Below are 24,865 nucleotides of genomic sequence, written 5' to 3' on the forward strand. Positions count from 1 at the left end.
TTCAGTGGCTTTCCGGTCTCCTGGGGACCGGCTCACCGCTTCCGGCGCCGGCCCCTGCCGCCGCGCGCCGGAGCGGGGTGTGCGCCGGCGGCTGCCGCATCCGGTCCCGGCCGGTCGGCCGACACCACCACGGCGGCCAGGGCGGTGGTGAGCGGGACCGAGGCGACCAGGCCGATCGAACCCACCAGCGTGCGCACGATCTCCTCGGCCACCAGCTCGCTGTTGGCCACCGTGCCCACGCTGCTCTGCGCGATCGAGAACAGCAGCAGCAACGGCAGCGCGGCACCGGCGTATGCGAGCACGAGCGTGTTGACCACCGAGGCGATGTGGTCACGGCCGATCCGGATGCCCGCCTGGTACAGCCCGCGCCAGCCCATCGCCGGATTGGCCTCGTGCAGCTCCCAGACCGCCGACGTCTGTGTCACCGTCACATCGTCCAGGACACCCAGCGAACCGATGATGACGCCCGCCAGCAGCAGACCGCTCATGTCGATCGACGGATACAGGCCGTGGATCAGGCCGGTGTTGTCGTCCGTGTTGCCGGTCAGGGCGGCCCAGTCGATGAACTCCGAGCCGAGGACGCCGATCAGCAGGAGCGAGACCAGGGTGCCGAGCACCGCGACCGATGTCCGGGCGGACAACCCGTGGCACATGTACAGCGCGATGAGCATGATCGCGCTCGACCCGACGACGGCCACCAGCAGAGGATTCGACCCCTGCAGGATGGCGGGCAGGATGAAGAGGGTGAGCACCAGGAAGCTCACGGCCAGCGCGACCAGCGCCATGACACCGCGCATCCGGCCCACCACCACGACGGCCACCGCGAAGATCCCCGCGAGCAGCGCCATCGGGAACTTCCGGTTCACATCGGTGACGGAGTACTGCAGGTCCCTGGGCGCGGAGGGCTCGTAGGCGACGACGACCTTCTGGCCCTGGTGCAACTGCCGTGTCTGGTCCGGCTGCACGATCTCGGTGAACGTCCGGCCCTGGTCCTTGCCGGTGTCGACCTGGACCGTGGCCTTCTTGCAGGTGCCCTTCGGCTCCTGCTGTGCCGAGCTGCCCCCGGCGGTGGAGGTGTCGCCGAGCGACGCACCTCCCGAGGCGTTCACCGACTTGCAGCTCACCCCGACCACCTTGGTGACCGTGGCCTGCTGCGTCTGGCGGTCGAAGCCGACGCCGGTGCGCTCGTGCGGCGGGGCTCCCCCGGGCCACAGCAGCACCAGGCCGACCACCACCGCCGCCGTGAACGGGATCAGGACCGCCGCGATGACCTTGCGCAGATGCTTGGAGACGGGCGCGGCGGGTCCGTGGCTGTGCCCGTGCGCATGGCCATGTCCGTCGCCCGGCCCCTGGCCGTGCGGATCCCTGTGACCGCCGCCGGCACCGGAGCCGTGGGTGTGCCCGCGGCCAGGAGCGTGCCCGGGTTCGTGGCCGTTGCCCTGGCCGGGGTGCACCTGCACAGAGTTGTGGCCCGTGTCACTGCTGGAGTGGTGGAACTGCCCTGGTCCACCACCGGATGCGTGGCCGTCATAGCCGTGTCCGCCACCCTGTCCGGAGCCGCTTCGGCGCGGCGGCTCGGACGGCGGGTACGGGTACTGGTCCATCGTGGTCACCGCCCGATCATCGCAAGAACGGCAGGGGCCCTCTGTTCACCGCGCCCGAATTGACGCTAGCGTGGAGGCACCTTTGCACACGCGGGAGCTCGGAGCACCGGGCTGAGAGGGCGCTGACCTCCGTCATCGCGATGTTTCACGTGGAACCTGGTTTCACGGAAAACGTCGGCAGACGGAAACCGCTGCGTCGACCGCCGAACCTGTTACCGGGTAATGCCGGCGTAGGGAGTAGGTCTCATGACCAACAAGGACGCACGCACGCCTGCCTCCGTTCAGGACGAGAAGTCCCAGGAGGCCGGGAAGTCCATCGGCTGGCACAAGGCGTACGTCGAGGGCACCCGCCCCGACCTGCACGTGCCGGTCCGTCAGGTGCATCTCACCAACGGGCAGTCGGTCACGCTGTACGACACGTCGGGCCCGTACACCGATCCACTCGTCGAGACCGATGTCCGCAGGGGCCTGCCACCGCTGCGGGAGAACTGGATCATCGCCCGCGGAGACACCGAGGAGTACGCGGGCCGGCCCGTCCGACCCGAGGACGACGGGATCAAGCACACCTCGCCGCGCGGTGGACTGCGCAACCTCGACGCGGTCTTCCCCGGGCGCCCGCGCCAGCCACGCCGGGGCCGTGACGGCCAGGCGGTCACACAGCTGGCGTACGCACGCCGGGGCGAGGTCACGCCCGAGATGGAGTTCGTGGCCCTCCGGGAGAACGTTGCGCCCGAGGTGGTCCGCGAGGAGATCGCGGCGGGCCGTGCGGTGCTGCCGGCCAACGTCAACCACCCGGAGATCGAGCCGATGATCATCGGCAAGCGGTTCCTGGTGAAGGTCAACGCCAACATCGGCAACTCCGCGGTCACCTCCTCCATCGAGGAGGAGGTCGAGAAGATGACCTGGGCGACCCGCTGGGGCGCCGACACGGTCATGGACCTCTCCACCGGCCGTAACATCCACACCACCCGCGAGTGGGTGCTGCGCAACTCCCCCGTCCCCATCGGCACGGTGCCGCTCTACCAGGCGCTGGAGAAGGTCGACGGCAAGGCCGAGGAACTGACCTGGGAGATCTACAAGGACACCGTCATCGAGCAGGCCGAACAGGGCGTGGACTACATGACCGTCCACGCGGGCGTACGCCTGCCGTATGTGCCGCTCACAGCCAACCGCAAGACCGGCATCGTCTCGCGCGGCGGCTCCATCATGGCCGCGTGGTGCCTGGCGCACCACAAGGAGTCGTTCCTGTACGAGAACTTCGAGGAGCTCTGCGAGATCCTCGCCGCCTACGACGTCACGTACTCGCTGGGTGACGGTCTCCGGCCGGGTTCCATCGCGGACGCCAACGACGAGGCGCAGTTCGCGGAGTTGCGCACGCTCGGGGAACTCAACCGCATCGCCAAGCGTTTCAACGTACAGACCATGATCGAGGGCCCGGGACACGTCCCGATGCACAAGATCAAGGAGAACATCGACCTTCAGCAGGAGATCTGCGATGAAGCTCCGTTCTATACGCTCGGCCCGCTGACGACGGACGTCGCTCCGGCGTACGACCACATCACCTCCGGCATCGGCGCCGCGATGATCGCCTGGTGGGGCACGGCGATGCTCTGCTACGTCACGCCCAAGGAGCATCTGGGCCTGCCCAACCGGGACGACGTCAAGACCGGCGTCATCACCTACAAGATCGCGGCCCACGCGGCCGACCTCGCCAAGGGGCATCCCGGTGCGCAGGAGTGGGACGACGCGCTGTCCGACGCCCGCTTCGAGTTCCGGTGGGAGGACCAGTTCAACCTCGCTCTGGATCCGGACACGGCACGGGAGTTCCACGACGAGACGCTGCCGGCCGAGCCCGCCAAGACGGCCCACTTCTGCTCCATGTGCGGGCCGAAGTTCTGCAGCATGAAGATCTCCCAGGACATCCGCCGCGAACACGGCGGCAGCCGGGCCGAGATCGAGGAGGGCATGGCCCAGAAGTCGAAGGAGTTCGCGGCAGCGGGCAACCGGGTGTACCTGCCGCTGGCCGACTGACGGCCCCGCTCGGCTTGCGCCCCTCAATGGGGCGCAAGCCGGGGGCTATTCCGGCTGATGCTCCGGACCGCCGAAGTCGGGGCTGGTGTAGTCGGGGCTGGTGAAGCTCGGGCGGCCGGAGCCGGAGCCGTCGTCGGGGCTGCTGAAGCCGGGGCGGTCGTAGCCCAGGCGGGGCATGCGACCGGTCGGGGCCGGCGGGGCCGTGCGGTGCAGGGCGGCCGTGCCGGGCTGGGCGAGCGCGTCCCGCAGGAACGGCAGGATGCCGCGCTCCAGCAGGGCCTCCCGCCAGGCCTCTCTGGCCCTGGCCACCTCCTCGTTCACCGCGCCGTGGGCTCCGGCTTCCGCCGAGGCGCTGTTGCGCAGGGCGGTGAGCAGCAGCCCGACCGCCGCGACGAGGATCGCGGCCGCGGCCATGGCGCCGAACACCCAGCCCGCGGTGAGCATGGTCTGGGCGAAACCCTGGCCCGGGTCCAGCATCTTCAGGATGTAGCCGACGAGCAGGAAGATCGCCGCCGCGGTTCCGGCCAGGACGGGGGCCAGTACCGCGATCACGGCGATGGCACCCGCTCCGGTCGTCTCGGCGGCCTCGCCGAGGCCGGTGGCGAGTCCCATGGCGATGGAACCCGGCTCGGCGGAACCGGATTCACCGGCCGCCGAAGCGGTGGACGGCGCCGGGTGGCGCAGTTCCTCGCGGGCCTTCACATAGCTCTGGTACTCGGTCGCCGCGGCCGCCGCTATGAGCGCGGTGGCGTTGAGCGCCATGGTGCGCAGCTGTTCGGGGTTGAGCCGCTGTCCGACAGCGGCCAGTTCGGGTCGGTGTGGGGCGGAGCGCAGCGCCTCATCGAGGATCCGCTCGAATTCCTGGCGGTCCTCGCTCAGCAGGTGCTGCGGAACGCTGTTCATGTGCATCCCCCGATGCTCCGTAGGGCTTGTGGCTCGCACGCCGGCGAGCCGTCGGGCAGAAACGGAGGGGAGCCTGCTACGGATAAGCCGATGGTAGAGCCGTGACGGCACACGGTGACAGGGGGTTGGCGGAAATTGCGTGCCGACCTGGGCCCACGCGGCCGGGGTGCGCCTGCCCGGTGAACCCTCAGTTATCCAGGGGCAGTTGCTGGACCAGTAGCTTTCCGGCCATGGTCACGCCGCCGTCCATGGCGATGGCGAGCCCTTCGGCGTAGACGTGCGGTCCCTCGACGACGGGGTCGGTGCCCTCTTCGTCGTCCTCGGAGCCCACTTCGCCCAGCAGGTAGGGGATGGGGCTGTGACCGTGAACGACGCGTGTGCCGCCGTACGTATCGAGGAGGGAGCGCACGGCGTCGGCGCCGCCCTCGTCCCGGAAGGAGAAGCGCTTGGTGAACTTGCGGAACAGGTCCCAGACCTCGTCCGCGTCGTTGCGGGTGAGGGCCTCGCGGACGGTGTCGTTGACCGCCTCGATCGAGTCGCCGTAGTCGAGGTAGGCGGTGGTGTCGGAGTGGATGAGCAGGAACCCGTCGACCTCCTCGACGGCGTCGAGGCGGGCCATCCACTGCAGGTGGTGGTCCTGGAGGCGGTCCATGTCGGTCTTCTGGCCGCCGTTGAGCAGCCAGGCCGCCTGGAAGGTGGCGGTGCCCGCACCGGAGTTGACGGGGGTGTCGCCGAACCGCTTGGCGCCGAGCAGCAGCAGCTCGTGGTTGCCCATGAGGGCCTTGCAGTAGCCGCCGGCCGCGGCCGCCTCGGCCGACAGCCGCATCACCAGGTCGATGACGCCGATGCCGTCCGGGCCGCGGTCGGTGAAGTCCCCGAGGAACCACAGCCGGGCGGTGCCCGCGCACCACTGGCCGGAGGCGTCGATCAGGCCCTTCTCCCGCAGGGCGGCCGTCAGTTCGTCCAGGTAGCCGTGGACGTCGCCGACGACGTACAGCGGGCCGGGGCCGGTCGAGGCCTGCTGGGCGGGGGCCGCGGCGGGGGCCGGTTCCACGGGAACCTGCACCGTGTCGCCGCGGTTGATGACGGGCAGATCGCGCTGGGTGGGCGTGTAGCCCTCGGGGTGGGCCTCGTCCACGGCGGGGACGGTGTCACCGGGGTGGGTGTGGACGTACGGACCGGTCTCGTTGACGTACGCGGGCACCCGGAAGTCGCGCAACGTCGCCGTCCGCTCCACCTCGGGTCCCTGACCGGCCCCCTGAGTCATCAGACCCCTCCACCATCGCGCCGCATCTGCACCGCTTCGGACTGCCTGGTCGCAGCGGCCCGCGGTGTCGTGGGCCCATCATAGGAACGCGCGTCGCGCCGTGTGATGACCCAGGGGTGGTGAATCGGAGCGAGACTCCAGTTCACCGCGGCTTTCGCCCCGTTTGGGCCGGGGTTCGACCGGCTGTGCATCACGTGTCGGCCGCACGCCCGACGGCCGACCGACACGTCCGGGGGCGTACGGGGCCCCGTGCGGCCGGCCACCCGGCTCTGCACCGGCGGCCGGCCACACCGTGCGGACCGGGTCCGGGCCCCTGGCTGCGGGCGTTCCGGCCGGGTCCGACGGGCGGCCGGACGAACCGACCGGGCACCCCGTCCGCCCCGCGGTACCCCCGCTGCTCCCGCTATCCCTTTTCCGGAGCCCGCGGCGGGCTGATGGTCGTGCGCGGAGGGCGCCGCTGGGACGAGGTACGCACGATCAGCTCGGTCGGTATCACCTGCTCGACGGTGTGGTCCGACTCCACTCCCTCGATGGCGTCGATGAGGAGCTGGACCACCGCCGTGCCGATCCGGCGCGGCTTCAGGGAGAGCGTGGTGATGGGCGGCTCGGTGTTGGCGTACACCGTGGACTCGCTGCAGCACACCAGCAGCAGGTCGTCAGGGACCCGGAGGCCGTAGCGGCGGGCGGCGGCGAGCAGGTCGGTGCCGTTGGGGTCGAAGAGCCCGTAGACGGCGTCGGGCCGGTCGGGCCGGGCCAGCAGCCGGTCGGCGGCGACGGCGCCCGCGCACGGGTCGTGGGCCGGGTACGCCTCGTAGACGGGATCCTGGCCGACGCGCTCGCACCAGCTCAGGTAGGCGGTGGTCGACAGATGCGTGTACGTGTCCGTCGTCGTGCCCGTGAGCAGGCCGATCCGGCGGGCGCCGGCGGCGGCGAGATGGTCCAGGATGCCGAGGACGGCGGCCTCGTGGTCGTTGTCCACCCAGGCGGTGACCGGGAGGGAGCCGGCCGGGCGCCCGTCGGAGACGACCGGCAGGCCCTGCCGGACGAGCTCGCTGACCACCGGGTCCTGGTCGGAGGGGTCGATGACGACCGTGCCGTCCAGGGCCACGTTGGACCACACGTCGTGGCGGGAGGTCGCGGGCAGGATGACCAGGGCGTAGCCACGGGCGAGCGCGGCCGAGGTGGCGGCCCGGGCCATCTCGGCGAAGTAGGCGAACTCCGTGAAGGTGAAAGGTTCATCCCCGTACGTGGTCACGGTCAGGCCGATGAGTCCCGACTTGCCGGTACGGAGGGTTCGGGCGGCGGCGGAGGGGCGGTACCCCAGCCGGTCGGCCACCTCGCGGACATGGCGCCGGGTGGCATCCGGGAGTCTCCCCTTGCCGTTGAGGGCGTCGGAGACGGTCGTGATGGAGACCCCGGCGGCGGCGGCCACGTCTCTGATGCCCGCCCGGCCCGGCCGACTGCCTCGACGTGAGGTTTCCGCGCGGCTCACCTGGTGCTTCCCTGCTGCTGTCATGGCGAGCCGATAGTAGGGCTCATGCGGTGGGGTAGTGCGGACGCATATGCACGCATTGACAGGCACGTTTCTGCAAGGTCATATAGGGTTAACTGCCTTAGAAAGCAAGCTAGTTGAGCGTTCCCATGGCGAGATGTCTCGTGCCCACGCGCATGGGCCTGCCAAGTGCCCGATGTCTCGAAGAGGTCTCAACTCACCTTCACGGGGGATGCGCGCCAGGGCGTGAGCCACCGGCGCATAGATATATGTAGGGCGCGCCCCCCGATACGTACGCCTTCGTAGGGTGATGCCCCTGATGCCTGTGTGACGAATGAGGTTCGCCTCTTGCCGTCCCGCACCTGTTCGCAGGGAGGCCGAATCCTCATAAGGTGAGGAGTATTGGAAGCCGGCGGCGTCGCGGTCCGCCGGTGGTCGCGAGGAGGACTGCGGTGAGCGAGACGAGCCCGAAGCTGCGCGCCGAGCTGGAGGGTATCCCCACCTACAAGCCGGGCAAGCCCGCCGCGGCCGGCGGTCCGGTCGCCTACAAGCTGTCCTCCAACGAGAACCCGTATCCTCCGCTGCCCGGCGTGATGGAGAGCGTGACCGCGGCCGCCTGCAACTTCAACCGCTACCCGGACATGGCCTGCACCGGGCTGATGAACGAGTTGTCGGAGCGCTTCGGGGTCCCGCTCTCCCACCTGGCCACCGGCACCGGCTCGGTGGGCGTCGCCCAGCAGCTGATCCAGGCCACCAGCGGACCCGGTGACGAGGTGATGTACGCCTGGAGGTCCTTCGAGGCGTACCCGATCATCACGCAGATCAGCGGCGCCCGGTCGGTGCGGGTCCCGCTCACGCCGGGCGATGTGCACGACCTGGATGCCATGGCCGAGGCGATCACCGACCGGACGCGGCTGATTTTCGTCTGCAACCCCAACAACCCGACCGGCACGGTGGTGCGACGGGCCGAGCTGGAGCGGTTCCTCGACCGGGTGCCCGGCGATGTGCTGGTGGTACTGGACGAGGCCTACCGCGAGTTCATCCGTGACCCCGAGGTGCCGGACGGCGTCGAGCTGTACCGGCAGCGACCCAACGTCTGCGTCCTGCGCACGTTCTCCAAGGCGTACGGCCTTGCGGGGCTGCGCGTCGGTTTCGCGATCGCCCATGAGCCGGTGGCGGCGGCGCTGCGCAAGACGGCGGTTCCGTTCGGTGTCAGCCAGCTCGCGCAGGAGGCGGCGATCGCCTCGCTGCGGGCCGAGGACGAGCTGCTGGGCCGGGTCGGCTCGCTGGTGTGCGAGCGCAACCGCGTGGTCGACGCGCTGCGCGCCCAGGGCTGGACGGTGCCGGAGACCCAGGCCAACTTCGTGTGGCTGCGCCTGGGGGAGCGCACGGTCGCGTTCGCGGCGGCCTGTGAGGAGCACGGTGTGGTGGTCCGGCCGTTCCCGGGCGAGGGTGTGCGGGTGACGGTCGGGGAGGCCGAGGGGAACGACATCTTCCTGAAGGTGGCGGAAGCGTTCCGCAAGGAGATGTGACGGGGCTCGTACCGGGTTCCTGAGCGGTTCCGAGTGGGCCTCGCCTGGTGCGGGGCCCTACTCGTCGAGCAGTTCCACGCGTACGGGGTCGCCGTCCCGCACGGTCGCCAGGACCGCAGGGTCCTCGTCCACGCGTCCGAGGACGTTGCACGGGCTCGCGAGGCGGCACTCGTCGCCTCGCGAGATGGGCGTGGGCCCGTAGGGGAGGGCCAGGGCGTCGCCGTCCGTCCAGAAGGCCACGGTGCCCGGCTCCACGACCTGCCGGGCGTCCGTTTCACGTGAAACAGAGACACCCGTGTCGAAATAGACCTCTTCGCCCCAGGTGTAGGCGGTGGAGGCGAGCGGCAGCGCCTTGACGAGGGCCTGGGCGGTCGGTGTGTCATCGAGGGCCGCGGTGATGTTGCCCGCAGGCCAGGAGATCCGTATCTGCATGGCGCGCAATTCAACAAGATGTTGAAGTCGCTGCCAAGGTCTTGACTCGATGGCGCTAGCACCACCCCGCCCTACCGGGCCGAAAATCGGTGCGTCATAATGGCTTGTGAATGTGAACGCGTTCACAAGCTTGCCCGGTTAGTCCCGTAATGCACGGAACAAACGGGACAGACTGCCGCTACCACGGCGAGGTAAGGAGCTGACGACGTGGAATTGGCTTTGGCGCCGGAGACACTGGCGCGCTGGCAGTTCGGCATCACCACCGTCTACCACTTCCTGTTCGTCCCGCTGACGATCTCCCTGGCCGCCCTCACGGCCGGGCTGCAGACGGCCTGGGTCCGCACGGAGAAGGAGAAGTACCTCAGGGCCACCAAGTTCTGGGGCAAGCTCTTCCTGATCAACATCGCGATGGGCGTGGTCACCGGCATCGTCCAGGAGTTCCAGTTCGGCATGAACTGGTCGGACTACTCGCGCTTCGTCGGTGACATCTTCGGCGCCCCGCTCGCCTTCGAGGCTCTGATCGCGTTCTTCTTCGAGTCCACGTTCATCGGCCTGTGGATCTTCGGCTGGGACAAGCTGCCGAAGAAGATCCATCTGGCCTGCATCTGGATGGTCTCGATCGGCACGATCCTGTCGGCGTACTTCATCCTGGCGGCCAACTCCTGGATGCAGCACCCCGTCGGCTACAAGATCGACAAGGCGAAGGGGCGTGCCGAGCTGACCGACTTCTGGGCCGTGCTGACCCAGAACACCGCGCTCAGCCAGGCCTTCCACACCCTCTCCGCCGCCTTTCTCACCGGCGGCGCCTTCATGGTGGGCATCTCCGCCTACCACCTGGCCCGCAAGAGGCACATCCGGGAGATGAAGACCTCCCTGCGGCTCGGCCTGATCACCGTGGTCATAGCCGGTCTGCTCACCGCGGTCAGCGGTGACGTGCTCGGCAAGGTGATGTTCAAGCAGCAGCCGATGAAGATGGCGGCCGCCGAGGCGCTGTGGGACGGCCAGAAGCCGGCGCCGTTCTCGATCTTCGCCTACGGCGACGTCGAGAAGGGCCACAACACCGTGGCCATCGAGGTCCCCGGCCTGCTGTCCTTCCTCGCCGACGACGACTTCACCTCGTACGTCCCCGGCATCAACGACGTGAACAAGGCCGAGCAGCAGAAGTTCGGGCCCGGCGACTACCGGCCCAACATCCCCGTCGCCTTCTGGGGCTTCCGTTGGATGATCGGCTTCGGCATGGCCTCCTTCGCCATCGGCCTCGCCGGACTGTGGCTGACACGCAAGAAGTTCATGCTGCCGCAGCAGTTGAGGGTCGGCGACGACGAGGCGCCGCACCTGGTCCTGTTCAAGAGCAAGGCACTCGGCCCGAAGCTCACCACCTGGTACTGGCGCATCGCGATCTGGACCCTGGCCTTCCCGCTGATAGCCAACTCCTGGGGCTGGATCTTCACCGAGATGGGCCGTCAGCCGTGGGCCGTCTACGGCGTCCTGCAGACCCGGGACGCGGTCTCCCCCGGTGTCTCGCAGGGCGAGGTACTCACCTCGCTGATCGTCTTCACCGCGCTGTACGCCATCCTCGCCGTCGTCGAGGTCAAGCTGCTCGTGAAATACGTCAAGGCCGGACCGCCCGAGCTGACCGATGCCGACCTCAACCCGCCCACGAAGATCGGCGGCGATACCCGTGACGCCGACAAGCCGATGGCCTTCTCGTACTAGGCCGAGGGGACAGTCATGGAACTTCACGACGTCTGGTTCGTCCTGATCGCCGTCCTGTGGACCGGCTACTTCTTCCTGGAGGGGTTCGACTTCGGGGTCGGCATCCTCACCGAGTTGCTCGCGCGGAACCGGCCCGAGCGCCGGGTGCTGATCAACACCATCGGACCCGTCTGGGACGGCAACGAGGTGTGGCTGCTCACGGCGGGCGGTGCGACCTTCGCCGCCTTCCCGGAGTGGTACGCGACCCTCTTCTCCGGCTTCTACCTGCCACTGCTGGTCATCCTGGTCAGCCTGATCCTGCGGGGCGTGGCCTTCGAGTACCGGGCGAAGCGCCCCGAGGAGAACTGGCAGCGCAACTGGGAGACGGCCATCTTCTGGACCTCGCTCATCCCGGCGTTCCTGTGGGGCGTGGCCTTCGGGAACATCGTGTGGGGCGTGAAGATCGACCAGCACTTCGAGTACGTCGGCACCGTCGGGGACCTGCTCAACCCCTACGCCCTGCTCGGCGGCCTCGTGACCCTCACGCTGTTCACCTTCCACGGGGCGGTGTTCACGGCACTGAAGACTGTCGGGGACATCCGGCTGAGGGCACGGAAGCTGGCTCTCCGGGTCGGTCTCGTCACCGCTGTCCTGGCGATCGGCTTCCTGCTGTGGACGCAAGCCCACAGCGGTGACGGCAAGAGCCTGGTGGCGCTGATCGTGGCGGTCGCCGCCCTGGTCGCCGCTCTGGTGGCCAACCAGGTGGGGCGCGAGGGCTGGTCGTTCGCGCTGTCCGGCGTGACCATCGTGGCCTCGGTGGCGATGCTCTTCCTCTCGCTCTTCCCGAACGTCATGCCGTCCACGCTCAACGGGGACTGGAGCCTGACGGTCACCAACGCCTCGTCGAGCCCGTACACCCTGAAGATCATGACCTGGTGTGCGGCGATCGCCACGCCGATCGTACTGCTCTACCAGGGCTGGACCTACTGGGTCTTCCGTAAGCGGATCGGTACGCAGCACATCGCTCCTGACGCTGCCGCCGGCGCCGCACACTGAGTCCGACGAGGGTGTGTTTCACGTGAAACACACCCTCTGGCCCGAAGGGCATGTTTCACGTGAAACCGATCGATCCGCGCCTTTTGCGATACGCCCGCGCCACCCGCTTCTTCCTGGTGGCGGTCGTCGGCCTGGGAGCCGTCGGGGCCGGTCTGGTCATCGCCCAGGCGATGCTCATCGCCGAAGTGGTGGTCGGAGCCTTCCAGCATGGGCAGTCGTTCTCCGAACTGCGCACTCCCCTGCTGCTGCTCGCCGCCGTGGCCGTGGGCCGATCCGTTGTCGCGTGGCTCACCGAGCTGGCCGCCCACCGCGCGAGCGCGGCCGTGAAGTCGGAGCTGCGGGGCCGGTTGCTGGAGCGCGCCGCTCAGCTGGGTCCCGGATGGCTGAGCGGGCAGCGAACCGGCTCGCTGGTCACCCTGGCCACCCGTGGGGTCGACGCCCTGGACGACTACTTCTCCCGCTACCTACCGCAGTTGGGGCTCGCGGTGGTCGTCCCGGTGGCCGTGCTGGCGCGGATCGTCACCGAGGACTGGGTGTCCGCGGCCATCATCGTGGGCACCCTGCCGCTGATCCCCCTCTTCATGATGCTGATCGGCTGGGCCACGCAGTCCCGGATGGACCGTCAGTGGCGGCTGCTGTCCCGGCTGTCCGGCCACTTCCTGGACGTGGTCGCCGGATTGCCCACCCTGAAGGTGTTCGGCCGGGCCAAGGCGCAGGCCGAGTCGATCCGCCGGATCACCGGCGAGTACCGCCAGGCCACCATGCGCACCCTGCGGATCGCCTTCCTCTCCTCGTTCGCCCTGGAGTTGCTGGCCACGCTGTCGGTCGCGCTGGTCGCGGTGACCATCGGCATGCGCCTGGTCCACGGCGACATGGACCTGTACATCGGCCTGGTCATCCTGGTGCTGGCGCCCGAGGCGTATCTGCCGCTGCGCCAGGTCGGCGCGCAGTACCACGCGGCGGCGGAGGGTCTCGCCGCGGCCGAGGAGATCTTCGCCGTCCTGGAGACGCCGACCCCGGCGTGTGGCACCGCGGCGGTGCCCGCGGGCCCGTTGGCCTTCGAGGCGGTGACGATCCGCTACCCGGGCCGGTCGTCGAATGCCGTGACTGATGTGTCCTTCACCGTGGAGCCCGGGGAGACGGTGGCGCTGGTCGGCCCGAGCGGTACGGGCAAGTCGACCCTGCTGAACGCGCTGCTGGGGTTCGTACGGCCCACCGAGGGCCGAGTCCGGGTCGGGGGAGCCGATCTCGCGGACGTCGACCTGGAGGAGTGGCGTTCGCGCATCGCGTGGGTGCCGCAGCGGCCGCACCTGTACGCCGGGACCATCGCGGAGAACGTCCGGCTGGCCCGGCCCGAGGCGGACGACACCGCCGTACGCCGGGCGCTGGGCGACGCGGGTGCGCTGGAGTTCGTGGACGCGTTGCCCGAGGGCCCCGGCACGGTGCTCGGTGAGGACGGGGCCGGGCTGTCCGCCGGTCAGCGGCAGCGGCTCGCGCTGGCTCGGGCCTTCCTCTCCGACCGGCCCGTGCTGCTGCTGGACGAGCCGACGGCCGCGCTGGACGGAGCGACGGAGGCCGAAGTCGTGGCAGCGGTGCGGCGCCTGGCGGTGGGCCGCACGGTGCTGCTGGTGGTGCACCGGCCGGCGCTGCTGGAGGTGGCGGACCGCCTGGTGCAGCTCGACTTCCCCGAGGCGCCCGGGGCGGAGTCACCCGCCGCCGTGGCCGCCCGGCACGAGGGCCCCGGAACGTGCGCCGTCGAAGCGAGCGGCCCCGCCGAGGCCGAGCCCGAAACCGGCGCCTTCGCGCCTCGGCGCCGTGTGCTCGCCCGGGTCCGGGCCCTGGCCGGCCCCCGGCGCGGCCGACTGCTTCTCGCGCTGCTGCTCGGAAGCCTGGCGCTCGGCAGTGCCGTCGGGCTGATGGCCACCTCCGGATGGCTCATCTCGCGGGCCTCCCAGCAGCCGCCGGTGCTGTACCTGATGGTGGCCGTCACGGCGACGCGGGCCTTCGGGATCGGGCGGGCCGTCTTCCGGTACGCCGAGCGGCTCGTGTCGCACGAGGCCGTGCTGCGGATGCTGGCCGACACCCGGGTCGCCGTCTACCGGCGGCTGGAGCGGCTGGCGCCCGCGGGGCTGCGGACGGCACGCCGTGGCGATCTGCTGTCCCGGCTGGTCACCGACGTGGACGCGCTCCAGGACTACTGGCTGCGCTGGCTGCTGCCCGCCGGCGTCGCGGTCGCCGTCTCCACCGCCTCGGTCGCCTTCACGGCCTGGCTGCTGCCCGAGGCCGGGGCTGCGCTGGCGGCGGGGCTGCTCGCCGCCGGCGCCGGCGTTCCGCTGGTCACCGTGGCCGCGGCCCGGCGTGCCGAGCGGCGGCTGGCGCCCGCCCGGGGCGCGCTCGCGACCCGCGTGACCGACCTGCTCACCGGGACCGCCGAGCTGACCGTCTCCGGCGCGCTGCCGGCCCGTACGGCCGCGGCCAGGCAGGCCGACGGCACGCTCACCCGGATCGCCTCGCGCGCCGCCGCCGCCACCGCGCTCGGCGACGGGCTCACCGCTCTGCTGTCCGGCCTGACCGTCACCGCCACCGCGCTGCTCGGCGCCCAGGCGGTGGCCGCGGGCCGGCTCGACGGTGTGGCGATGGCCGTGGTGGTCCTCACCCCGCCGGCCGCCTTCGAGGCGGTACTGGGGCTGCCGCTCGCCGTGCGCCGGCGTCAGCAGGTGCGCCGCAGCGCGGAGCGTGTGTACGAGGTCTTGGACGCCCCGGAGCCCGTACGGGAGCCCGAGCGGCCCCGGCAGGCTCCCGCCTCGCCGTTCCCGGTCGTCGTCAGCGGCCTGTCCGCCCGGCACGCGGGGCAGCAACGGGACGCGCTCGCCGGAGTCGACCTCACACTGGAGGAGGGGCGCAGGATCGCCGTCGTCGGTGCTTCCGGCTCCGGCAAGACGACCCTCGCCCAGGTGTTGCTGCGGTTCCTCGACCCGGGCGCGGGCTCGTACACGCTCGCCGGTGTGGACGCGAGCGCGCTCGACGGTGACGACGTACGCCGGCTCGTCGGACTGTGCGCCCAGGACGCGCACCTCTTCGACAGCACCGTGCGCGAGAATCTGCTGCTCGCCCGGAAGGACGCCACAGAGGCCGACCTGCGCGACGCACTGGCCCGGGCCCGGCTGCTGGACTGGGTGGACGGGCTGCCCGACGGCCTGGACACGCTCGTCGGGGAGCACGGGGCGCGGCTGTCCGGCGGACAGCGGCAGCGGCTCGCGCTGGCCCGCGCGCTGCTCGCCGACTTCCCCGCCCTCGTCCTGGACGAGCCCGCCGAGCACTTGGACCTGCCGACGGCGGACGCGCTCACCGCGGACCTGCTGGCGGCCACCGAGGGCCGTACGACGCTGCTGATCACTCACCGGCTGGCGGGTCTGGACGCGGTGGACGAGGTGGTCGTACTCGACGCGGGCCGGGTGGTGCAGCGGGGTCCTTACGCGGAGCTGGCCGTCGTGGACGGACCGCTGCGGGCCATGGCGCGTCGGGAGAGCACGGCTCAGGCGCTCGTGGGGGCGCGGTGACGCGGCGGCGTCAGACGCCCTCGGCGATCAGACGCTCGATCACGACCGCCACGCCGTCCTCGTTGTTGGCGACCGTACGGCCCGAGGCGGCGGCGATGACGTCCGGATGGGCGTTGCCCATCGCGTAGGACCGGCCGGCCCAGGTCAGCATCTCGACGTCGTTGGGCATGTCCCCGAAGGCGACGACCTGCTCGTGCGAGATGCCGCGCTCGGCGCAGCACAGGGCGAGCGTGCTGGCCTTGGAGACGCCGGGGCCGCTGAGTTCCAGCAGGGCGCTGGGGCTGGAGCGGGTCACGTCGGCGCGGTCGCCGATCGCCAGGCGGGCCAGGGTGAGGAAGGCGTCCGGGTCGAGTTCGGCGTGGTAGGCGAGGATCTTCAGGACGGGCTGGTCGGCGTCCGGGCCGTCGGGCGAGAGGAGGGCCTCGGCGGGCAGCAGGTTGTCCGGTATCTCCATGTGGAGCTTGGGGTAGTCCGGCTCCTGGTGGAAGCCGTACGTCTGCTCGACCGCGAACACCGTGCCGGGTGCCGCCTCGCGCAGCAGCCGTACGGCGTCCAGGGCGTTCTCGCGGGCCAGTTCGCGCACCTTCACGAACCGGTGGGTGCCGGGGCCGCCGTGCAGGTCGACCACGGCGGCGCCGTTGCCGCAGATCGCCAGGCCGTGGCCGTGGACGTGATCGCTGACGACGTCCATCCAACGGGCCGGGCGCCCGGTGACGAAGAAGACCTCGATGCCCGCGGCCTCGGCGGCGGCCAGTGCGGCGACCGTCCTCGGGGAGACCGACTTGTCGTCGCGCAGGAGAGTGCCGTCGAGGTCGGTGGCGATCAGCCGCGGCCTGAGGGCGGCGGCCGGGGTCCCGGGCTGTCTGGTCGCTGAGGTCACCGGGCCATTCTCGCGCATATGCCCGCACGGCCGTGTGGTAGTACGCACAGATGAGTCCACGGACACATCGGGGACGGCCGGCGGACGTCGTCTGTCACCGGGTCAGGGCAGCTGCGCGAGCGCGTCCATGGCGATCCGCTCGAAGACCTTCTCGTCCGCGGCGAAGTCGGAGTCCGGGATGGGCCAGTGGATCACGATCTCGGTGAAGCCCAACTCCCGGTGGCGACCGGCGAAATCCACGAAGGCGTCCAGCGACTCGAGCGGTCGGGCGCGGTCCGGGGTGAAGCCGGTGAGCAGGACCTTGTCCAGCTCGGCCACGTCCCGGTCGGCCGCCGCGCATGCCTCCGTCAGCTTCTCCAGCTGCCCGCGCAGGGCTTGGACCGACTGCTCCGGGGTGCCGCTCTCGTACAGCTTCGGGTCGCCTGTGGTCACCCACGCCTGTCCGTACCGCGCGGCGAGCTTCAGCCCGCGCGGGCCGGTGGCCGCGACCGCGAACGGCAGCCGGGGCCGCTGCACGCAGCCGGGGATGTTGCGCGCCTCGTGTGCCGAGTAGAACCGGCCCTCGTACGACACGGCGTCCTCGGTGAGCAGCCGGTCGAGCAGCGGCACGAACTCGGCGAGCCGGTCGGCGCGCTCGCGCGGCGTCCACGGCTCCTGGCCGAGGGCCGTCGCGTCGAAGCCGGTGCCGCCCGCGCCGATGCCGAGGGTGACGCGGCCGCCGGAGATGTCGTCCAGGGAGATCAGTTCCTTGGCGAGGGTCACCGGATGCCGGAAGTTCGGCGAGGTGACCAGCGTGCCGAGGCGGAGCCGCTCGGTGGCGGCCGCGGCGGCGGTCAGCGTCGGTACGGCCCCGAACCACGGGCCGTCACGGAAGCTGCGCCAGGACAGATGGTCGTAGGTGTACGCGGTGTGGAAGCCGAGCTGCTCGGCCCGCACCCAGGCCGAACGGCCGCCCTCGTTCCAGCGGCGGTACGGCAGGATCACGGTGCTCAGACGCAGACTCATGCGTCCGAGAGTACGGGGACCCCTCGACAATGGCCGAAATCGGTCACCGTACGTGCCTGCCGGGCCACGGACCGAGCAGGCCGGGAGGCGTCGCGTGCGCCCGGGCTCCGGGCGGCCCGGTGTCAGTGCGGATCGGAGAACCGCAGGTAGCGCGGTGGCACGGCCCTGGTGAGCCACACTCCGTTCGCGCTGACGTGGAAGACGTGCCCGTCGCGGTGCATGGCGCCGGCGTCCACGGCGAGCACGACGGGGCGGCCGCGGCGGGCCCCGACCCGGGTGGCGGTCTCCCGGTCGGCCGAGAGGTGGACGTCGTGCCTGTTCATGGGCCTGAGGCCCTCGGCGCGGATCGCGTCAAGACTGCGGCCCACGGTGCCGTGGTAGAGGTACGGCGGCGGGATCGCCGGGGGCAGGCCGAGGTCGACCTCGACCTCGACGCTGTGGCCCTGGCTGGCGCGGATTCTCGTGCCCTCGATCGCGAAGCGCTGCTTGTCGTTGGCGGCCACCACATGGTCGAGCTCCTCGCGCGTGAACCGGAATCCGTGCGCGGCGGCCGCGGTGATCAGTGTGTCGATGTCGACCCAGCCGCCCTCGTCGAGCGTGAGGCCGATGCGTTCGGGTTGGTGGCGGAGGTGTTTCGAGAGGTACTTCGACACCTTCACGGTACGTCTTTCATCCATCCCCCCAGCGTGCTGGAGAGACGCGGATCACGCAGGTTGTTTTTGTCCTCAGGTTTGGTCCACAAGCAAGTGCGGTTATCCACAGGGAAATTGGAGAAGTTGTGGACAACCGGCAGGCGTCTCAGGGCGATTCGCCAAGTCCGGTGCTTCCGGCCTGTGGTGGCACCAGGTCGTCCAAGGACCGTGCTCTGACCTCCCGTTCGGCGGCCAGCGCGATGAATGCCGGCGCGCGATCGAAGCCAACCAGGCGCTCCACGGCCCCGATCGTCTCGGCGGGAAGGTCGACGGAGCGCGTTTCGGTGCGGGGTTCCGGCGGCTTGTCGGCGACGAGGTGTGTCCGCAGGTGTTCGATGGCGAACACGCGCATCGCGCGGGCCAGTTCGGCGTCGACGGTCTGCCGGGCCAGGGGCCGGAGCCGACGTACCAGCGAGGCGGCTTCCGCCGCGTGTGCGTCCGTGCGGTGGGCGGGGTCGTCGAGGTAGCGCGCGAAAAGGTACTCGGTCGTGAACTCCAGGAAGCGGGCGGCTATGTGCTCGACCTGGCCTCTCAACTCCCGCAGGTGGCCCGAGATCGCGGACAGTGGCACCCCGGCGGCGTGCAACTCGGCTGCCACCGCGAGTTCTTGGGGGCTCGGCACGAGAAAGGTGTCGGGGTCGCCGTCGACCGGTTCCAGTACGCCGAGCTCGACCGCCTCCGCCACGGCGTCCTCGTCGGGGGTGCCGCCGAAGCGGGCGTCCAGCTCGGTGCGGGTGATGCGGTCCGGTTCCTCGTCGGTCCATGGTCCCTCCACCTCGGTGACCAGGCCGAGGACACCGCCCAGGCCGCGGCCGGTGTCCCAGGCGTCCAGGAGTTCCTTGATCGAGGCCAGGGTGTAGCCGCGGTTGAGGAGGTGGCCGATCTGGTGGAGGCGGGTGAGGTGGACGTCGGAGTAGACGTTGGCGCGGCCCCGGCGCTCGGGGCGGGGAAGGAGCCCCTTGTCCTGGTAGGCGCGGATGGTCCGCACGGTGGTGCGGGTGCGGTGGGCCAGGTCTTCGATGCGGTAGGTCCTCTGGGGTGGGGGGTCGGTCATGTGGGGTCCCTCGGGTGGCGACCGGAGAAGGGGCCTGGCGGGAGGGGGGCGCTCACAACTTCGGCTCCACCCGCGCGATCCCCCGCAGCACCCCCGGCATGAAGCGCGACAGGAGGTGGGCGCCCCGGGCCTCCGGGGTCACCGGTACGACCGCCCTGTTGTGGGTCACCGCGTCCAGGACGGCCTCGGCGACCTTCTCCGGTGGGTAGTTGCGCAGGCCGTACAGGCGGGCCGAGTGCTTCTGGCGGCGGCATTCCTCCGCCTCGTCGACGCCGGTGAAGCGGGCCGTCGAGGTGATGTTGGTGTTGACGATGCCGGGGCAGATCGCCGTGACTCCGATGTCCTGGGAGGCCAGTTCGGCGCGCAGGCACTCGGAGAGCATCAGCACCGCCGCCTTGGAGGTGCTGTAGGCGGGCAGGGCCCGGGAGGGCTGATAGGCGGCCGCGGACGCGATGTTGACGATGTGGCCGCCCTGGCCGCGCTCGGCCATGCGCGCGCCGAAGAGACGGCAGCCGTGGATGACACCCCAGAGGTTGACGTCCAGGACCTTGCGCCAGTCGGCGGTCGTGGTGGTGAAGAAGGAGCCCGACAGGCCGATCCCCGCGTTGTTGACCAGCACGTCCAGCACGCCGTACGCGCGGTGCACCTTCTCGGCGAGCTTCTCCATGGCCTGCTCGTCGGAGACGTCCGCCGTCTCCGCCCACGCCTCCGGCGCGCCGATCAGCCGGGACAGCTCGGCGGTGCGGGCGGCGGCCTCGGCGTCGCGGTCGACGGCCACCACCCGCGCGCCGGCCTCCGCGAAGGCGAACGCCGTGGCCCGCCCGATCCCGCTGCCCGCACCGGTGACCAGCACCAACTGCCCGCCGAACCGATCGGCATGGCGGCCGGCGGCCTGCGGCTCCGGTCGCCCGCCCTCGACGCCCGTCACGAACTGCTCGATCCAGGCGGCGACCTGGTCGGGACGCGTGCGCGGGATCCAGTGCTTGGCGGGGAGCGTGCGGCGGGTCAGCCGGGGCACCCACTGCTCCAGGTCGTCGTACAGGCGCTCCGACAGGAACGCGTCCCCCAGGGGCGTGATGAGCTGCACGGGCGCGTGTGCGTACGCGTCCGGGCGGGGCCTCAGCAGCCGTGCGCGGACGTTGTCGCGGTACAGCCAGGCTCCGTGCGCCGCGTCGGAGGGCAGGGACGCGGTCGGGTACTCGCCTGCGGGCACCTTCTCGGTCCGCTGGAGGATCTTCGGCCAGCGCCTGCCGAGCGGTCCGCGCCAGGCCAGTTCCGGCAGGGCGGGCGTGTGCAGCAGGTACACGTACCAGGACTTGGCGCCCTGGCCGAGGAGCTGGCCCACCCGGCGGGGCGTGGGACGCTTCACGCGCGCGTTGATCCAGTGACCGAAGTGGTCCAGGGACGGGCCGGACATCGACGTGAAGGAGGCGATACGGCCCTCCGTGCGGCCCACCGTGGCGAACTCCCAGGACTGCACCGAGCCCCAGTCGTGACCGACCAGGTGCACCGGCCGGTCCGGGCTCACCGCGTCCACGACCGCCAGGAAGTCGTCCGTGAGCTTCGCCAGGGTGAAGCCGCCGCGCAGCGGCCGCGGTGCCGTGGAGCGGCCGTGGCCCCGGACGTCGTACAGCACGACGTGGAAACGGTCGGCGAGGCGGACGGCGACCTCCGACCAGACCTCCTTGCTGTCCGGGTAGCCGTGCACCAGCAGCACCGTCGGCTGCTCCGGATCGCCCAGCTCGGCCACGCACAGCTCGGCCCCGCCGGTGTGCACCCGGCGCTCCCGCGCACCCTTCAGCGTCACTTCGCCTCCGCCCAGCGCCGCACGTGCGGCAGATCGTCGTCCAGCCAGAAAGCGCTCTGCCCGGGGTCCCGGGAGTCGGTGACGACCAGGATCTCCTCGAACTTCGCGCCCGTACCCCGGAAACCGAGGTGGGGTTCGACCGCCCACAGGCCCGGCTGCGGCGGGTGGTCGGAGAAGCGGTACGGAGACCACAGGGGCGACCAGCCCTCGCGGTGGCCGTGCAGGGCGTCGGCGGCCAGGCCCTTGAGGGACTGGGTGCCGAACCCGAACAGATGCGGTGACCAGCGGCGCTGCTTCACCCGGTCCACCTTGTGGGCGATGACGCCGAAGGGGTACGCGCGGTGCCGGTTGGCGTATCCCTGGCGGACCATGAGCCGGTCCACGTCCTCGTAGATCTCACGCAGCGGCCGTCGCTCGCGCACCTCGCGCAGGATCAGCTCGCGGTGCGCCTCCAGGTCGGCCATCAGCCGGTCCTGCACCGGGTTGACGCCGAGCGAGCCCGAGTAGCCGATGTCGGCCGTGAAGCCCTCGTACACCGGGGCCATGTCCAGGATGAACGGCATCCCGGGCTCCAGCGCGCGGTCGGTCGGGAAGAACTGCAGCGGGATGCGGAAGTCCACGAACGCCGTGCGGTCCCCGAACCAGGCGAAGGGCAGGTGGAACCAGTCCCGCACCCCCCGCTCGCGCAGCCACTCGCGCTGCATCCGTGCCGCCTCGCGCTCGGTCACGCCGGGCTCCAGGCGTGCCGCGACCGCCTCCGCGCATTCGTAGGCGAGGCGCTGCACCCGCCTGAACCCCCGCAGCTCCATGGAGAGTTCGCTTCTCACTGCCGTCGTCATGCCGCCCCGTCCCGTCGACTGCGGTACGCGTCCGTAACTTGACACTGGTGAATGTGACAGTTGTTAGAGGCGGCGTCAATAGGGTGGATCAAGGGCTGTGGACAACGGTCGCGAGCGACGGCGGGCACCTGTCGGCGGTCGGATCCCTTAGGGCCGCGTAATACTCGAGGCTGACGCGAAGACGGCTCTGTGGTCTGACGCCGGGCGTGTTCCGCGTCACTACGGTCGAGGACGTGACTGTGATCGCGACCGAAAGCCTGAGCAAGCGGTTCCCCCGGGTGACCGCGCTCGACCGGCTGTCCGTGGACATCGGACCCGGTGTGACCGGACTCGTCGGAGCCAACGGCGCCGGCAAGTCCACCCTGATCAAGATCCTGCTGGGTCTGTCCCCCGCCACGGAGGGCCGCGCCGAGGTGCTCGGCCTCGACGTGGCCACCAAGGGCGCCGCCATCCGTGAGCGCGTGGGCTACATGCCGGAGCACGACTGCCTGCCGCCCGACGTCTCGGCCACCGAGTTCGTCGTCCACATGGCGCGGATGTCCGGTCTGCCGCCCACCGCCGCGCGCGAGCGCACCGCGGACACCCTGCGCCATGTCGGCCTGTACGAGGAGCGCTACCGCCCCATCGGCGGTTACTCCACCGGCATGAAGCAGCGTGTGAAGCTCGCCCAGGCCCTGGTGCACGACCCGCAGCTGGTGTTCCTGGACGAGCCGACCAACGGCCTCGACCCGGTCGGCCGGGACGAGATGCTCGGCCTGATCCGCCGCATCCACACCGACTTCGGCATCTCGGTCCTGGTCACCTCCCACCTGCTGGGCGAACTGGAGCGCACCTGCGACCACGTCGTCGTGGTGGACGGCGGCAAGCTGCTGCGCTCCAGCTCCACCACGGACTTCACCCAGACCACGACGACACTCGCGATCGAGGTCACCGACAGCGACGACCACCCCGACGGCACCCGCGCGGTCCGCGAGGCGCTGCACGCGCGCGGGGTGGACACCCACGACGAGGGCGGCGGCCTGCCCGGCGCCGGCCACATCCTGCTGCTGACCGCCTCCGGCGAGGAGACGTACGACCTGGTGCGCGACGTGGTCGCCGACCTCGGCCTCGGCCTGGTGCGCATGGAGCAGCGCCGGCACCACATCTCCGAGGTGTTCACCAGCAGCGACGAGCAGCGGAAGGAGGCCGTCGGACATGGCGGTTGAGCATTCCCCGGCGACGCGGGCCGGCGACCAGACCCGCATCCACGACATCGGCTACCGCGGCTACGACGGCCCGCGCCTCGGCCGCGCCTACGCCCGGCGCTCGCTGTACTCGCAGTCCCTGCGCGGCGCCTACGGCCTCGGCCGCTCGGTGAAGTCCAAGGTGCTGCCGATGCTGCTGTTCGCGGTCATGTGCGTGCCCGCGGCCATCATGGTGGCCGTCGCGGTGGCCACCAAGGCGCACGAACTGCCGGTGTCCTACACCCGCTACGCGATTGTCATGCAGGCGGTGATCAGCCTGTACGTCGCCTCGCAGGCGCCCCAGTCCGTCTCCCGCGACCTGCGCTTCAAGACCGTACCGCTGTACTTCTCGCGGCCCATCGAGACCGCCGACTACGTGCGGGCGAAGTTCGCGGCGCTCGCCTCGGCCCTGTTCGTCCTCACCGGGGCCCCGCTGCTCGTGATGTACGTGGGCGCGCTGCTGTCCAAGATGGGCTTCGCCCACCAGACGAAGGAATTCGCCCAGGGACTGGTCGCCGTGGCCCTGCTCTCGCTGCTGTTCGCCGGCATCGGCCTGGTCGTCGCCGCCGTCACCCCGCGCCGCGGCTTCGGCATCGCCGCCGTGATCGCCGTGATGACCATCTCCTACGGCGCGGTCTCCACCCTCCAGGCCATCGCCGACGTCCAGGGCAACAGCGGCGCCGTCCCCTGGATCGGCCTGTTCTCCCCGATCACGCTGATCGACGGCGTGCAGTCCGCCTTCCTCGGCGGCACCTCCGCCTTCCCCGGCGGTACCGGCCCGTCCACCGGTGAGGGCGTGGTGTTCGTCCTGGCCGTCCTGGGCCTGATCGCCGCGAGCTACGGCCTCCTGATCCGCCGCTACCAGAAGGTGGGACTGTGACCACGCTGAGCATCGACCACGTCTCCCGCTGGTTCGGCAACGTGGTCGCCGTCAACGACATCACCATGACCATCGGGCCCGGCGTCACCGGCCTGCTCGGCCCCAACGGCGCCGGGAAGTCCACCCTCATCAACATGATGGGCGGTTTCCTCGCCCCCTCCACCGGCACGGTCACTCTCGACGGGCAGCCGGTGTGGCGCAACGAGTCCATCTACAAGCAGATCGGTATCGTCCCCGAGCGGGAGGCGATGTACGACTTCCTCACCGGCCGCGAGTTCGTCGTCGCCAACGCCGAGCTGCACGGCCTAGGCGCCAAGGCCGCCCAACGCGCCCTCGCCACGGTCGAGATGGAGTACGCGCAGGACCGGAGGATCGCCACGTACTCCAAGGGCATGCGCCAGCGCGTGAAGATGGCGAGCGCCCTGGTCCACGACCCCTCCCTGCTCCTGCTGGACGAGCCGTTCAACGGCATGGACCCGCGCCAGCGCATGCAACTGATGGACCTGCTGCGGAAGATGGGCGACGACGGCCGCACGGTGCTGTTCTCCTCGCACATCCTGGAGGAGGTCGAGCAGCTCGCCCGGCACATCGAGGTCGTCGTCGCCGGACGGCACGCGGCCAGCGGCGACTTCCGCAGGATCCGCCGCCTGATGACCGACCGCCCGCACCGCTACCTGGTGCGCTCCAGCGACGACCGCGCCCTCGCGGCCGCGCTGATCGCCGACCCGTCGACGTCCGGCATCGAGGTGGACGTGACCGAGGGCGCGCTGCGCGTCCAGGCCGTCGACTTCGGCCGCTTCACCGCCCTGCTGCCGAAGGTCGCCAGGGACCACGGCATCCGGCTGCTCACGGTCTCGCCGTCCGACGAGTCCCTCGAGTCCGTCTTCTCGTACCTGGTCGCGGCGTAGGAGGC

19 protein-coding genes are annotated in these 24,865 nt (G+C 70.7%); 8 read left to right on the plus strand and 11 right to left on the minus strand.

Annotated elements, in window-relative coordinates; genetic code table 11:
* Positions 1-32 precede the first annotated feature (32 nt).
* On the minus strand, positions 33-1,613 hold the full coding sequence (locus AC07CM_RS06190; protein WP_478875149.1) for a YibE/F family protein: 1,581 nt from the start codon (positions 1,611-1,613) through the stop codon (positions 33-35).
* A gap of 237 nt (positions 1,614-1,850) precedes the next feature.
* Between AC07CM_RS06190 and thiC the strand changes: the two genes are divergently transcribed.
* Positions 1,851-3,635, plus strand: coding sequence for a phosphomethylpyrimidine synthase ThiC (thiC, locus tag AC07CM_RS06195; protein WP_478875150.1), 1,785 nt, complete (start codon positions 1,851-1,853; stop codon positions 3,633-3,635).
* A gap of 45 nt (positions 3,636-3,680) precedes the next feature.
* Here the strand turns inward: thiC and AC07CM_RS06200 are convergent, their stop codons facing one another.
* The 3 genes from AC07CM_RS06200 to AC07CM_RS06210 form a co-directional block, all read right to left on the minus strand.
* Complete coding sequence (locus AC07CM_RS06200; protein WP_478875151.1) at positions 3,681-4,544, minus strand: hypothetical protein; 864 nt, start codon at positions 4,542-4,544, stop codon at positions 3,681-3,683.
* 181 nt (positions 4,545-4,725) lie between these two features.
* Positions 4,726-5,805, minus strand: coding sequence for a metallophosphoesterase (locus tag AC07CM_RS06205; RefSeq protein ID WP_478875152.1), 1,080 nt, complete (start codon positions 5,803-5,805; stop codon positions 4,726-4,728).
* Between the two features lie 403 nt (positions 5,806-6,208).
* Positions 6,209-7,321 carry a LacI family DNA-binding transcriptional regulator gene (locus tag AC07CM_RS06210; protein ID WP_478875153.1) on the minus strand — a complete coding sequence of 371 codons (1,113 nt, stop codon included), beginning with the start codon at positions 7,319-7,321 and terminating at the stop codon, positions 6,209-6,211.
* A gap of 428 nt (positions 7,322-7,749) precedes the next feature.
* Here AC07CM_RS06210 and hisC point away from each other — a divergent pair, with 428 nt between their 5' ends.
* A complete protein-coding gene (gene hisC / locus AC07CM_RS06215; RefSeq protein ID WP_478875154.1) occupies positions 7,750-8,829 on the plus strand; it encodes a histidinol-phosphate transaminase in 1,080 nt (359 codons plus the stop codon).
* A 57-nt stretch (positions 8,830-8,886) separates the two neighbouring features.
* Here hisC and AC07CM_RS06220 read toward each other — a convergent pair whose 3' ends face one another.
* The gene (locus AC07CM_RS06220; protein ID WP_478875155.1) at positions 8,887-9,261 is read right to left on the minus strand and encodes a cyclophilin-like fold protein; all 375 of its coding nucleotides are present in this window, start codon (positions 9,259-9,261) and stop codon (positions 8,887-8,889) included.
* A gap of 207 nt (positions 9,262-9,468) precedes the next feature.
* On the opposite strand from AC07CM_RS06220, the gene AC07CM_RS06225 reads away from it, so the two are divergent.
* Genes AC07CM_RS06225 through cydD form a run of 3 tightly spaced genes read left to right on the plus strand, consistent with a single transcriptional unit; the run spans position 9,469 to position 15,572 of the window.
* Complete coding sequence (locus AC07CM_RS06225; protein ID WP_478875156.1) at positions 9,469-10,977, plus strand: cytochrome ubiquinol oxidase subunit I; 1,509 nt, start codon at positions 9,469-9,471, stop codon at positions 10,975-10,977.
* Between the two features lie 15 nt (positions 10,978-10,992).
* Positions 10,993-12,012, plus strand: a complete 1,020-nt coding sequence (gene cydB / locus AC07CM_RS06230; RefSeq protein WP_478875157.1) for a cytochrome d ubiquinol oxidase subunit II — start codon at positions 10,993-10,995, stop codon at positions 12,010-12,012.
* 59 nt (positions 12,013-12,071) lie between these two features.
* Entirely contained in the window at positions 12,072-15,572 is a 3,501-nt protein-coding gene (cydD, locus tag AC07CM_RS06235; RefSeq protein ID WP_478875158.1) for a thiol reductant ABC exporter subunit CydD, read from the plus strand.
* 10 nt (positions 15,573-15,582) lie between these two features.
* Here the strand turns inward: cydD and AC07CM_RS06240 are convergent, their stop codons facing one another.
* The 6 genes from AC07CM_RS06240 to AC07CM_RS06265 all read right to left on the minus strand — a co-directional run bounded on the left by AC07CM_RS06240 (position 15,583) and on the right by AC07CM_RS06265 (position 21,849).
* On the minus strand, positions 15,583-16,470 hold the full coding sequence (locus AC07CM_RS06240) for an HAD-IIB family hydrolase (protein WP_478875159.1): 888 nt from the start codon (positions 16,468-16,470) through the stop codon (positions 15,583-15,585).
* Positions 16,471-16,554: 84 nt separating this feature from the next.
* Positions 16,555-17,457: an LLM class flavin-dependent oxidoreductase gene (locus tag AC07CM_RS06245; protein ID WP_478875160.1), complete on the minus strand. Its 903-nt coding sequence runs from the start codon at positions 17,455-17,457 to the stop codon at positions 16,555-16,557.
* 122 nt (positions 17,458-17,579) lie between these two features.
* Positions 17,580-18,134: an RNA 2'-phosphotransferase gene (locus tag AC07CM_RS06250; protein ID WP_478875161.1), complete on the minus strand. Its 555-nt coding sequence runs from the start codon at positions 18,132-18,134 to the stop codon at positions 17,580-17,582.
* A gap of 121 nt (positions 18,135-18,255) precedes the next feature.
* On the minus strand, positions 18,256-19,203 hold the full coding sequence (locus tag AC07CM_RS06255) for a MerR family transcriptional regulator (protein ID WP_478875162.1): 948 nt from the start codon (positions 19,201-19,203) through the stop codon (positions 18,256-18,258).
* Positions 19,204-19,255: 52 nt separating this feature from the next.
* Positions 19,256-21,010 (minus strand): SDR family oxidoreductase, encoded by a 1,755-nt coding sequence (locus tag AC07CM_RS06260; RefSeq protein ID WP_478875163.1) that lies wholly within the window; start codon positions 21,008-21,010, stop codon positions 19,256-19,258.
* Positions 21,007-21,849: a M24 family metallopeptidase gene (locus tag AC07CM_RS06265; RefSeq protein ID WP_478875164.1), complete on the minus strand. Its 843-nt coding sequence runs from the start codon at positions 21,847-21,849 to the stop codon at positions 21,007-21,009. Before AC07CM_RS06265 ends, AC07CM_RS06260 begins: the two co-directional genes overlap by 4 nt.
* A gap of 239 nt (positions 21,850-22,088) precedes the next feature.
* Here AC07CM_RS06265 and AC07CM_RS06270 point away from each other — a divergent pair, with 239 nt between their 5' ends.
* The 3 genes from AC07CM_RS06270 to AC07CM_RS06280 are packed head-to-tail and all read left to right on the plus strand — an operon-like array spanning position 22,089 to position 24,860.
* A complete protein-coding gene (locus AC07CM_RS06270; RefSeq protein WP_478875328.1) occupies positions 22,089-23,054 on the plus strand; it encodes an ABC transporter ATP-binding protein in 966 nt (321 codons plus the stop codon).
* Entirely contained in the window at positions 23,044-23,952 is a 909-nt protein-coding gene (locus AC07CM_RS06275; protein ID WP_478875165.1) for an ABC transporter permease, read from the plus strand. Before AC07CM_RS06270 ends, AC07CM_RS06275 begins: the two co-directional genes overlap by 11 nt.
* A complete protein-coding gene (locus tag AC07CM_RS06280; RefSeq protein WP_478875166.1) occupies positions 23,949-24,860 on the plus strand; it encodes an ABC transporter ATP-binding protein in 912 nt (303 codons plus the stop codon). Before AC07CM_RS06275 ends, AC07CM_RS06280 begins: the two co-directional genes overlap by 4 nt.
* Positions 24,861-24,865 lie beyond the last annotated feature (5 nt).

This window comes from Streptomyces sp. NPDC044061, assembly GCF_056434305.1.